Here is a 13,447-nt window from a genome sequence, read left to right on the forward strand (position 1 = left end):
TGTTATCTTATACTTATAAAAGTCTATCCGCCCCATGAAAAAGAACTGTCTGTTTTGCTTTTTACTCTTCTTTTCTTGTCATTCGGCTTTTGCTGATGAACGCTTGGACTCACTGTTAAACGTACTTGATAAAACGATTAAGGAAGCTGATACTTATGTACAGATAAAAGAAAGTAAACTCCATGAGTTGAAAAAAGAAGCCCGAAAGGCGGCTCCTTTTTCTATTGAACGCTATCATTTAAATAATGATATCTATCTTGAATATAAAGCATACAGTTCTGATTCCGCACTCCATTATCTGAATGAAAACTTGTTGCTGGCAAGACAGTTGAATGATAAAGAGAGAGAACTTAAAATTCAATTGGAGTTATCTTATTTGTTATCTTCTATCGGGATGTATATGGAAGCGGCGGACATATTAAATTCCATCGATCGCCAGACCCTTCCAACATCTCTTTTGGGCCATTATTATACATGTTATGAACATGTATATTCTGAAGCGGGAGCCGCACAACCACGATATAAAATGTTTGCTTCCCGCTATGTAAAGTTGAGTCATGTATATCGGGACTCTATGGAGGTTACTTTAGATTCGTCTTCGGCTACTTACCTGTGGCTGCGTGAGACACAGCTAAGAGAGGCCGGAAAATATGATGAGGCTATGGAATTCAGTGACCGCCGACTCGCAGAAGCTTCTTTTGGCACTCCCCAATATGCATTGGTGGCTTATCAACGTTTCCGTCTTTTTGAGAGCATGGGCAAGAAAGACGAACACTTATATTATTTAGTACTTTCAGCTATATCAGATGTACGTTCCGCCATTAAAGAACAATCTTCTTTGATGGTACTGGCACAAGAACTGCATGGCAAAGGAGATTTGAAACGTGCCTATGACTATATCAATTTCTCATGGGAGATATCACAATTTTATAAAACGAGGTTGCGGAGTTGGATGAACATCACCCCGCTTTCCATGATTAATGGGAATTATCAGGATATTATCAAGCAACAAAATCGGGAACTGCTGATTTATATTACGTGTGTAGCCTTGTTGGCACTACTGTTGGTGGTAGCGTTAATCTATATTTACCGTCAGATGAAAGCCCTTTCCATCGCCAAAAAGGATTGCAGGAAGTAAACGAACGGTTATTCTCTTTGAATGAAGAACTCGAAGAAGTGAACCGCCATCTTCGTTCCACCAATCTGGAACTTTCAGAGTCCAATCTCATTAAAGAAGCCTATATCGCCCGTTTCTTTAAATTGTGTTCTGTATATGTAGACCGTTTGCAAGCATACAGAAAGCTGGTAAACAAGAAACTGCAACGTGGGCAAGTGGCAGAATTGTTGAAAATGACACATCTTAGCAATGATATTGTAACCGTTGAAGTGCAAGAATTGTATGCGAACTTTGATTCTGCTTTCCTGCATCTCTTCCCTAACTTTGTGGAATCGCTCAACGAATTATTGTTGCCCGAAGAACAGATTGTCTTGAAGCCGGATGAATTACTGAATACCGAATTGCGTATTTTTGCTTTGATACGTTTGGGAATAAAAGACAGTTCGCAGATTGCAGAGCTTCTGCATTACTCGGTAAATACGATCTATAATTATCGTTCAAGAGTGAAGACCAAAGCACGTGTTTCACGAGATGATTTTGAAGATTTGGTGGCAAAAATCCGTTAATAAAATCTGTGCCGAATCTACCTTTTAATGTGAGCTTGTTAAGTATTAATATGTTTATTATCAGATAGTTATTTCTTTGAGTGGATTATGCATTTCCACTTATATTCCCTTTGCTATTTTTTATCGGGGCATTTCCCTCTATTTTTGTCATAACCGAACGGAATGAACTGATTCCGCTTTCGGGAGTTCTTTTTTTATTAACCTTTATAGAAATACAAATGAAAAATGAATTACTGCATTTTTTTGTTCCGGAAAAAGGAAGAACAAAACGCCGGCCTATAAGCTGGATCTGCTGTTGGGCTATTCTATTGGGGATAGTTTGCAACGCTTGCTCTGACGATGATCCTGTGAAAAAGAATCCTTACCTGCAAGTAAGTACTCGTGCCATGCTGAAAGAGGTGGTAGAGGTCAAATTCAACAACATTGATGGAAATACCGATATTACTGTCGATTTTGGTGACGGGACGGTCAAGGAGGGGAAAGCTGCCACCCCTATCACTTATGCCTATACTCAGAGTGGTGACTACACGCTACACGTTACGGCAGGTCAGTATGAGGTGCAGAAGAGAATCCGTATCTATAATCTATTGGCGTTGACGGAGGCGATGAAGCAATTCAGAGAGCCGGATAACAAAAAAGTATGGGTCATGACACACCGGGCACATACGTCCGACAGGACAGTTCCCGAAAATTCAGTCTCTTCCGTAGAGGATGCCATTGATTCTGGAGCTGAAGTGATCGAGTGTGATACTCATGTGACAAGTGACGGAGTAGTAGTGGTTTGCCATGACCAGACGATCAATGCTACAACGAATGGCACAGGTGACATCACGAAAATGACCTATGCGGAAATACAGAAGTATAATTTGAAGGACCGGAACGGTCGGGTGACTGATGAAAAGATGCCTACTCTGGAAGAGTTTCTGAAAGCAGGACGTGGTAGAATCTATTACAATCTCGACTACTCTCCGCGTACAGCAACTTCGCAACAAGTGGTGGATATCGTGATGAAACTGGATATGATGGAATCTGTATTTTTCTATTGTAACAGTGCGCAGAAGGCGGAAGAAGTATTGGGTATTACTCCCAAGGCACATGTGTATACATGGACAGGAAGTCATAAACCGATGATAGGATTACCGGGCAACTACTTCGTGCAATACAGCTACCTGACGAATGGGAAAAGCACTCCTTTGGGAAGTTCAATCAATGATGGAATGCTTGCTACGGTGAATATGCTTCCTGCCAGTGGCAGTAGTGTGTCCGAATGGACGTTGAACGAGACTTATCTGGATGAACTCTTGCAAATCTATCCGATGGTATGTATGATACAGACGGATTTACCGGACTTGTTGATTCCGGCATTACAGGCAAGAGGGCTTCGTTAACTTTATCATCTAATATAAAAATCATCTATTTATGAGAAATATTTATTGTAGAACGTGTACCTGTCTGTTAGGTATAGTGCTGATGCTGTTTTCCGGCATCCAGGCAAGAGGAGCTTCTTGGGAAGTGCAGCAGGAACGTAAAATATCCGGTACGGTGATCGATGAAAAGGGGGAACCTGTCATCGGAGCTTCGGTGGTGGTTGTAGAGACAAAGCAAGGTAGCATCACCAATATGGACGGTAAATTCCAGGTGAGTGCTCCGCAGAACGGACATTTAAAAATCTCTTATATCGGTTATGAAACACAAGAAGTGGCTATCAAGGACCGGCAATTACTAAAAATTGTGTTGAAAGAAGAATCCACTGCTTTGAATGAAGTGGTAGTGGTGGGTTATGGTACGATGAAACGGAAAGAAATGACTTCGGCTATTTCGCATGTCGGTGCGAAAGACCTGAATCAAATATCCAGTCTCGATGCTTCCATGTTGTTGCAGGGAAAGGTATCCAGTGTCTCTGTTTCCAATACGGCTTTGGCCGATCCGAATAGTACGGGAAGTATTCAGATTCGTGGTATATCATCACGTAATGCCGGGCTGGGTCCGTTGATTGTTGTAGATGGAGTGCCGGGAGGTGATATGACGAATATTAATCCTGCGGATATTGAATCTATCGATGTATTGAAAGATGGTGCCGCTTCTGCTATTTATGGTACACGGGGTAGCAACGGTGTTATTCTTGTTAATCTGAAAAAGGGAACCCGTGACGGGGAAGTGCATACTACTTACAGTGCTGCCGTCACTTTCAATAAAGCAAAGAAAGAGCTGGACATTATGAATGCGGAGGAATATCGTGCTTATCGTACGGTGTCTAATCCACTTTCTGATATGGGAGCCAGTACAGACTGGTTTGATGCCGTTACCCGTTTGGGAGTGACACACATGCACACGTTAACCTTCTCCGGAGGTAATGCGAGGACCAATTATCGCGTAACAGCCGATTATCGTAAAGCGCAGGGAATCGACCTGCGTTCCGACCGTCGGGAATATGGTGCACGTGCCACCATCAGCCATACAACGAAAGATGGCTTGTTTACGTTCGCAGCCAATATGACTCCCCGTGTCATCGACCGGAACAAGTCAGCCAGTGTGTATGGCAGCGTTATTAAGAATAATCCGACGATGCCGGTTTATGATCCCGAATCAGCTAATGGGTACTATCGTTTTCCGTCCGGAGGAGATAGTTCGAATATTGTTGAGCAATTGAATGAGGAAGAAAATGGTACGGAGATTAAATTGTTGGAATGGAATGCTACTGCTGCCGTTAATTTGCTGCCATTGTTTAATCCTGCAAACCCGAATATGGTCTTGAAATCGCAGGTTACTGTTTCACAGTATCAGGTGGATAAGTTCAACGGATGGTTCATACCATCTACTTACGGTCCTAATGTGAATTCGGGCGTTGCCGGAAAAGCGAGCCGAGACTTTGATAAAAACACCAATAACAATCTGGAATGGGTGACCAACTTCTCTACACGTATGAAGGATCACCAAATCCGTGCAATGGTGGGTTATAGTTATAATTACGGTGTAAGTTCGGGTATGGGAGCCGAAAACTGGGATTTCTCTTCCGACGGCTTGACGTATAATAATCTGGGCTCCGGTCTGGAAGCAGCCAAAGAGGGAAAGACCATGATGAGTTCTTATAAGAATGACCATAAACTAATCAGTTTCTTCGGACGTGTTAATTATGACTGGAAAGAGCGCTATCTGTTTACTTTCTCTTTACGTCACGAGGGCTCTTCCCGCTTCGGTGAGAATCATAAATGGGGTAATTTCCCGGCTGTATCTGTCGGTTGGCGTATCTCGGATGAAAAATTTATGAAAGGATTTTCATGGATTGATGACTTGAAAGTGCGTTATGACTATGGTGTAACCGGTAATCAGGAAATTGGTAACTACCAGTCTTTGGCTACTTATAAGGCTTATGGCTGGTATCAGTATGGCGGTAACAACTTCCATGTATGGGGGCCGAGTAAGAATGTCAATTCGGAACTTCGTTGGGAGAAGGGACACAACCAGAACATCGGTTTGGACTTCTCGCTCCTCAAACACAAGGTGACCGGTTCATTTAACTATTTTCACCGTAAGCAAAGCGACTTACTCGGTAGCTATTCCGTATCGGTTCCACCTAATTTGTTCTCTACAATCTATGCCAATGTAGGTACATTGCGCAATACCGGTTTCGAGCTTGATATAACAGTCAATGCTGTCCGGACAAAAGACTTCACTTATAGTTTCACATTAGTGGGCGCTACTAATAATAACAAGTTTGTCAGCTTCTCCAATGATGTGTACAAGGGACAGAAATATTACTCCACCTGTAGCATGGCAAACCCCAATAATCCGGGATATTTGCAGCGGATTGAAGAGGGAGAGCGTATCGGTAACTACTTCACATACCGTTATGCGGGAGTGGATAAAAAGGGTGACTGGTTGATTTATGACAAGAAGGGAAATGTAATCCCTGTATCCCAAGGTACGGAAGAAGACAAAGCAGTAACCGGAAACGGTTTGCCGAAATTCACCGGTTCTATGACGCACAACTTCACTTACAAGAACTTTGATTTGACTGTTGCTCTCCGTGGTGCTGCCGGATTTGACATCTTTAACGTGCACGATTTCTATTTCGGATTACAGAGTATGAGTACCAATCAGTTGACCACCGCTTATTCGAAGAATGCCCATATCACAACAGGTAAGAATGTGATTACCGACTATTTCATCGAACCGGGTGATTACCTGAAGATAGACAACATTACTTTAGGATATACGATGAACCTGAATAAGAAGTACATCGAAAAGATACGCCTGTTCGGTACAGCTAACAATCTTTATACGTTTACGAAATTTACGGGTGTAGATCCTTCTACATACGAAGTGAATGGACTGACACCGGGTACTTTCGGAGGAGGATACAACTATTATCCATCTGCTTTCCAGTTTATTTTAGGTTTACAAGTAAGTTTTTAAAAGAAAAACAATTATGAGAATAATGAAATATATTATAGGATTGAGTATGATGGCAGGTACAGTGTTAGGCCTACCATCTTGTACTGATCTGTCGGAAACGGTGTATGACCAGGTGATGTCCAAGAACTATTATAACACGAAACAGGATGTTATCAACGCTGTCTTCCGTCCTTTTGAACACATGTACTGCTGCATCTGGATACGTCATGAGAATGAAGAACTACCGGCAGACCAACTGATTACTCCTACTCGTGGTACTTGGTGGTACGATGGAGGACTGTGGGAAATGTATCATCGTCATCAATATGATGATATCAATCAGGGGGACTGGTTGAGTGAATGGGACAACTTTTATGTAGGCATTGGTCAATGCAATATGGTATTGGATGACTTGGCACAGTTGAACCCGTCTAATTTTGGTTTAAGCGACAGTGAATTTGAAAGTTTTAAAGCACAGCTGCGTTGTATGCGTGCCTGGGGTTATCTCCGTCTGTTGAATACACATCGCAACTGCATTTTAACGACCACGTCGGATCAGGCAGTGAACGAACTACCGGAAAACCGGAAACAAGTTTCTCCGCAGGTGATGTTCGATTTCATCGAAAGTGAATTGAAAGACTACTGTCTGACAGCTTTACCCTCCAAGAGTGGACAATCCGGCAATGGCAGCCAGCAGGGACAGTTTACCAAAGCTGCTGCGGCATCTTTATTGGTACGTCTCTATCTGAATGCAGAAGTATGGATCGGCCAGGCCAAATGGCAGGAATGTATCGATATGTGTAAACGTATCACTGGGGGAGAGTTCGGATATTATGCAATTGCTGATAATTGGTATGCACCTTTCGATTGGAATAATGAAATGTGCAATGAGGTAATCTTTGGTTTCCCCGGTTCTTATGGACTGACCAGCTGGCATCTGCAAAATGACAGAAGAACGGTTTACGGCCGTGGTTTGCCTTATGGCAGTGCGTATTACCTGAAGATAGAAGGAAATGGCGAACGGAATCCGAAATATGCACTTTCACCGAGCTATGACAACCAGCAACCACGCGAACTGTTTGACTATGGTTTGGGAATGGTTACGCGGAAGTTTGCTAAATATCAGGGAGATATACGATATAAGCAATATGTGAACACGGGTAATAACACACGTGAAGGTATGTTCTTTCTTGAAGGTAAGATTGCCAACTCCGCTGTCAGTGGAGGATATGCCAAGAACCCGGATAATCAGTATGTGATTTATTTGCGTGACCAGGTCGGACGATTTGAGGGAAATGCAGAATCAGGCTATATCTCCAATCCGGCTTATAAGGAATCCAAGTTGGGCAATGGTGACTTCAACTCCGGGCTTTACTGTGTGAAGTATCCTTTCTATCCATTTACCGGAGGTTATTATATCGAGTCTGACTACACGGAGATTCGTTTGGCCGAGATTATTTATTCGCAGGCTGAATGTCTTCTCCGTCTCGGACAGGCGGGTGAGGCTGGCAAGTTGCTGAACAGCGTACGTAAACGCAACTATGAAAACTTTACAGCGAATATCGCTTATCAGCCGGAAGGTAACGTTGTGCTCGATCTGAAAGAAATGTTGGATGAGTGGGGACGGGAATTTCTGGCGGAAAGTCGTCGGCGTACAGATCTGATCCGCTTTGACAGGTATCAGGAAGCATGGTGGGATAAACCACGGGATGCAGACGACCATTATGAGTTGTTCCCCTTGTCGCAGACGCAACTGGAACAGAATGAATATCTGAAACAGAATCCCGGTTATCCGGATATTTCCCGGTGAAATCGGTGAATTTGCGATTATTCTTATCTAATGTACAAGTTAAAAAAGAAAGAAAATGAAAAATAGATTATTCATAATATCGAAGCTATGTATGCTGGCTTTCATGATTCTGTTGGCACAGGGATGCCAGGAAGATTATGAGATGATAGATCCGCCTATAATGACGGATTACGATGACGATCTGGACGAAGAAGTGATTATGCAGAAAGGATTGGAGAGTTACTTTGTGACTCAATTCGGTGAAGGTGAGATGGATGGCAGTTCTTGGGAACAGGCGCTGGATGCGGCTGGCTTCCGTAAGTTGTTGAGCGGTTCAATCGATCTCTCCAAGAGTACGATTTATATGAGTCAGGGGAAATATATAATGTCCGAAGAAAGTGGGCTTGGTGTAATCGTCCGCAAGGATGTCAAAGCGATTAAGGGCGGATATAGCCAGTTTAGTGAAGGAACGGATGTTTCGGCACGTGATATAGATGCGTATGTGACAGTCATCAGTGGTGATGTGAACGGAAATAAGCAGGCGGATGCCGGTGATTGTGGTTTGTTGCTTGTCAAGAAAGGGCATATAGCTATTGAAGGGGTTACTTTCCAATATGGGTATGTGTCTGAAGCGGATGCGAGTACTACCGAATGTGGTAGTGGCATTTACGTGAGCGGCGGTGCCAGTGATACTTCTATTGAGTTGGCCGATTGCGTGATTAGAGATTGTGTGTCGGGAGTAACGACTTCTGCCAAGCAGGGTGGTCCGGCTGTTTTTGTCTTGTCGGGACAGGTACGATTGAATAAGGTAAGCTTGTTGGACAATACGGCTGCAGGTCGTGGAGGAGCTGTTCGTTGTAGTAGCAAGACGGCAGTGGTATTTATGAATGGCTGTCTGCTGAAAGGTAATTCTCATAACGGTTCGTGGGGAAATGGTATTCAGATGTCGGAAGGACATATTTGTATAAACAATACCACGCTGATAGAGAATATGGGGACGGGTGCCGCTTTGAACGGAGGAGGTAGTATATTGCTGACTAATAACACAATCATTGGAAATGCGAATGACAGTCATGGGGCTGTGCGCTGTGAGACGGGAGTTGGCGGTGATACGAAGTTTATTAATAATCTGTTGATTTCTGAAAATCCTTCGGCTCCGAGTTTTAATCTGAATGGTAGTAATTTTGAGGCTTTCTCGAAAGGATATAATGTGTATCAGCGTGTGACGGGGATAACGATGAGTGCGTCCGATACGGCTTATCCTAATCAGGTGAACGGTGCGCTGAATGAGGAGGGAGTGTATGTGTGGGATCTTAATCAGATTGGTTCGGTAAAAGGATATGCTACCAGGCAGGCGGTGATAGAAGTTGCGAAAAGCTTTAACCCGGTGGCTTCGCCTATTGCTAATTTGGGAGAAGTGTTTGTGGAATGGATCGGTGAAGATGCTTTCGGAATAGACCAGCGGGGAGTGACTCGTAATGCCAATAAGATGCAGGCCGGTGCTTATGATGCTGTTCTGGCCAATTAAACTCTAAAACGACTGTAACATGAAGAAGATATTTTATATAATAGCTTTGGGCGTCGGACTAGCCGGATGCTCAAATAATGAGGATGAATTACTGTCAACGGGTAGTTTCCCCGAAGACCATGTAATCCGTATCATTACAGAAGTAAATGAACCTTTGTCGCGTGCAGGGTATGACGCAACGAATCTGGAACGTTTCGGATTGATGATCCGGAACAGCGAGAATGCTGCTTATAACTATCATAAGCAAATGGTTGGTTCCGGAAGTGCCTGGAGTACGTCCGACGGTCAGCAGATGCTTTGGGATGCGGAAAGAACGCCGGTGACGATGATAGCGTATGCGCCTTATATGAGTGAAGCCGCTCCGGATGCCTCTTTGGCAGTCAATGCTCTTACCAATCAGGCTACTGAGGAGAATGTGAAGTCCTCCGATTTTTTGTTGATGAAAGCAACAGTCGATCCGGAGCAGGATTTAACTGCGGATGGAAAGCTGAAAATCTCTTTGAGTCATGCCATGAGCAAGCTGATTATAAAAATCACAGTCAATGGAACGACAGATGCTGCGATGAATAAGTTAGGGGATATGTCTATCAATGGGGCTGTTGTTAATGGCATTTGTGATTTGTCGGCAACGGTTCCGATGGTTGTTCCTGCGCCAGATGCCGTGGTGGCTACTGTGGCTCCCTATAAAGGGACGGAATCTTGCGAATGTATTCTGCCTCCACAAAAAATAGCAGAGGGCTTCTCTGTGAACTTCAGCTATGACGGGAAACTGTATATCTGGACTGCAAAGGAAGCCATTGAATTGGAAAAAGGAGTGGAACATACCTTGACTCTCAATGTAAACACAACTGTCCGATTGGCTGCTAAGATGGCCAGAAATTGGGCAACCGGACAACTTATCGACCGGAACTAAAGAAGGAGGAGATATAAACTATGAAGATTACAAAACTGATATTGGCTGCCTATTTGTTGATGGGTATGGCGGCTTGTGATACAGATAAGGATATAGCTGTGTACAGTGAAGATTCCGGTGCTATTCAGATTGAAGCTGTAATTAATACCGTCTTTACACGTAGTAATCCCGATGCAACGGGAGATCTGCAGAAACAATTTAATGAGGGTGATGAAATTCAGTTAAGTTGTGAGGATGGATATCTGAATTATGTACTTTCGGAAGGAAAATGGGTGCCGACCGATAATTATTATTTAAGATGGGGGGAGGAACCGGTAACTTATTCGGCTTTTTATCCGGTAGTGAACGGAGCCAGTACGGCTAATTTTACGCTTCCCACAAACCAGCAACGTTTGGAAAACCTGGCTATGGCTGATTATATGACGTGTACCGTAGAGAATGCAACGGACGATGGTTCCCGTATTCTCCGTCTGGGTATGAACCGGAAAATGGCAAAAGTGATTATGACGCTTGCAGATGTAGGCGGACAAGCTAAGGTTCAGGGAGTAAAGATTGGTTCCTATCAGGGATATACAAACGGGGAAGTGGTATCGGGTACTTCTTTAATATCCCCTTTCATTACAGTTCCCGAAGGTGGTAAGGCAGGACAGGATGGTTGTATGTATACTGCCATTGTGGCTCCCGGAAAAGCCGGGACAACTGCTACCTTTGTCTCCTTAAACTATTTGGGCGAAGATATGGTGTTGCCCGGTATACCGGAACTGAAACCCGGAAAGTGTTATGAATTCACATTAAAAGTGGAAGGCTCGATCATAACTATCAGTGAACCGATTGTTTCTCCGTGGGATAGCGGTACTTTGCCGGGCGGAGATGCGGAAGAACTGCAACTGGCGGCTTACTATGTGAAAGAGCAACCTGCCGGAAATGCAACCGGTATGGATTGGGATAATGCAATGGGAGTAGATGCGTTACGCAACTTGTTGCAAACGAATAGTAACAGTGAAATTTCCAATGCTAATGCAGCCAAACTGGATGGTAAAAAGATTTATGTAGCTGCGGGCTCTTATGAGATTGCGAAAGAAAACTCCGGAGTGAAGATAGAATATAGCGGTTATAGTAAGCAAGTGGAAATAACGATTGAAGGCGGATATAATCCTTTAAGTACGGGAACGGATTTAACGAAACGTGACGTTGCTAAATACACGACTGCTTTCGTCAGAAATACCAGTAGTGGAGCATCTGCGACGTCCAACTCTTTATTAGTATTGGGTAATCAGACAAATATTATTTTCGATGGCTGTACTTTCAATGGACAATATGGATTGAGTGATGCAGGAAGTGTTCGTGCCGTGTTTGTTGCGGCAGGTGGAGGTGATGCAACTCTGCAACTGAATAATTGTGTCATAAAGAATTTCAATCGTGGAAGCGATGGTGGAACGGATGGTGGAGCAGCCGTTAAAGTATCAAAAGGAAGAGTCTTGTTAAATCAGGTGGAAATGGTGAGCAATAAAGCGACAGGGCGTGGAGGAGCCATCACTACTACCGCAGCAAACAGCTTCCTGTTTATGAATAATTGCTTGTTGCATGAGAATTATGCACCAACCGCTTGGGGAACTAGTATTCATGCCGGAAATGGATATGTCTGCATGAATAATGTAACCGTACTTGGCACGGCAGCTACAGGAGGAAATAGTATCACTGTCAACGGAGATGCTTACTTTATGCTTGCCAATACTACGATTGTCGGCAATTCAGGTAATCCGAATGGTGTCTTCCGTGCAGGGAAGAATGCTTCTCTTGTGGTTAACTCTTTATTTGCCAAAGGAGCCGGAAATAGAACTATTTATGCAGGTAATATCACTTCCGGTGGATACAATGTATATCAGGCGGCAGATGCCGGTTGGGGAGCAGTTGCTACGGATACGGATTATTCATCTCAAACTCTTCCTATTGCTACTTTGACGGATGGTGTTTATCAATGGTCTGTGACCGGTGTTATTGATGAATTTGCAACCAGGCAGGCTGTGATAAATGCAGTGAAATCCTTTGATGCAACTGTGGGGCAGCAATTTGTAGACTGGGTTGGTGAAGCCGGCTTTGGAGTGGACCAGCGTGGAGCAACCCGTAATGTCAACAAGATGCAGGCTGGTGCTTATGATGCAGGATTGTAACTGTGACCAAAATATAGTAGATATTGAATTAAGTAAGAAGATTAAATAACAAATGAAAGATATGAAGAAAAGCAAGTTTATAGTGCTTTTGTTGCTGTTCTGTTTGCAGTCAGGTTTCCTGACTGCACAACGGGCGGAGCTCATTCGCAAAGATGTATTGAATCCGCACTTGGATAAGGTTTTAGTGGTGGCGCATCGCGGAAATTGGAGTATTGCTCCCGAAAACTCTTTGGCGGCTATCGATAGTGCTATTCAGATGAAGGTGGATATTGTAGAGATAGATATCCGTAAGACGAAAGACGGTGAGTTAGTTCTCATGCATGACGATACGGTAGATCGCACTACCAATGGTACAGGAAAAGTAAAAGATAAAACGTTGGCTGAAATAAAGCAATTCCGGTTGAAGGATAAGGATGGCCAGTTGACGGAACATACTGTTCCTACTTTGGAAGAAGCATTGTTGGCAGCCAAAGGTAAGATTATGGTTAATCTGGATAAGGCCTACAGCATTTTTGATGATGTATATATTATATTGAAGAAAACTGATACTGCTGATTTAGTTATAATGAAAGGTGCTCAACCGGTGGAGACGGTGAAGCGGGAGTTCGGCTCTTATCTGGATAAGGTGATTTATATGCCTGTCGTAACGATTGATGAGGAAAAATCAATGAAGGTTGTTGAAGATTATATGGAACAGTTGCATCCGGTTGCGTTTGAGCTTTGTTACAGAAATGCTTCTAGTCCGGTACCTGCCAAAATGGAGCGCAGGCTGGCAGGGAAAAGTCTGATCTGGTATAATACTTTGTGGGCTTCTCTGGCAGGCGGGCATGATGATGAGGCTGCAAAGAAAGACCCGGATGCTAGTTATGGGTATCTGATAAACAAGTTGGGAGCACGAATCCTTCAAACAGACAGTCCGGCTTTTATGCTCAATTATTTGAGAAGTAAAGGGTGGCATGACTAATCAC

7 protein-coding genes and 1 pseudogene are annotated in these 13,447 nt (G+C 43.5%); all 8 read left to right on the forward strand.

Annotated elements, in window-relative coordinates; genetic code table 11:
• Positions 1-34 precede the first annotated feature (34 nt).
• The 8 genes and pseudogenes from NXX38_RS07545 to NXX38_RS07580 all read left to right on the forward strand — a co-directional run bounded on the left by NXX38_RS07545 (position 35) and on the right by NXX38_RS07580 (position 13,443).
• Positions 35-1,683: pseudogene (locus tag NXX38_RS07545) on the forward strand (DUF6377 domain-containing protein).
• Between the two features lie 218 nt (positions 1,684-1,901).
• Entirely contained in the window at positions 1,902-3,071 is a 1,170-nt protein-coding gene (locus NXX38_RS07550) for a glycerophosphodiester phosphodiesterase family protein (protein ID WP_258978958.1), read from the forward strand.
• 31 nt (positions 3,072-3,102) lie between these two features.
• Positions 3,103-6,099, forward strand: a complete 2,997-nt coding sequence (locus tag NXX38_RS07555; protein WP_195649822.1) for a SusC/RagA family TonB-linked outer membrane protein — start codon at positions 3,103-3,105, stop codon at positions 6,097-6,099.
• A gap of 13 nt (positions 6,100-6,112) precedes the next feature.
• Positions 6,113-7,888, forward strand: coding sequence for a RagB/SusD family nutrient uptake outer membrane protein (locus tag NXX38_RS07560; protein ID WP_258978959.1), 1,776 nt, complete (start codon positions 6,113-6,115; stop codon positions 7,886-7,888).
• A 55-nt stretch (positions 7,889-7,943) separates the two neighbouring features.
• Positions 7,944-9,395, forward strand: a complete 1,452-nt coding sequence (locus NXX38_RS07565; RefSeq protein ID WP_258978960.1) for a right-handed parallel beta-helix repeat-containing protein — start codon at positions 7,944-7,946, stop codon at positions 9,393-9,395.
• A gap of 19 nt (positions 9,396-9,414) precedes the next feature.
• The gene (locus tag NXX38_RS07570) at positions 9,415-10,308 is read left to right on the forward strand and encodes a fimbrillin family protein (RefSeq protein ID WP_258978961.1); all 894 of its coding nucleotides are present in this window, start codon (positions 9,415-9,417) and stop codon (positions 10,306-10,308) included.
• Positions 10,309-10,328: 20 nt separating this feature from the next.
• Positions 10,329-12,479, forward strand: coding sequence for a fimbrillin family protein (locus NXX38_RS07575; protein ID WP_258978962.1), 2,151 nt, complete (start codon positions 10,329-10,331; stop codon positions 12,477-12,479).
• Between the two features lie 61 nt (positions 12,480-12,540).
• Positions 12,541-13,443, forward strand: coding sequence for a glycerophosphodiester phosphodiesterase family protein (locus tag NXX38_RS07580; RefSeq protein ID WP_258978963.1), 903 nt, complete (start codon positions 12,541-12,543; stop codon positions 13,441-13,443).
• Positions 13,444-13,447 lie beyond the last annotated feature (4 nt).

This window comes from Bacteroides sp. BFG-637 (assembly GCF_024793605.1).
Classification (GTDB): Bacteria; Bacteroidota; Bacteroidia; order Bacteroidales; family Bacteroidaceae; genus Bacteroides; species Bacteroides vicugnae.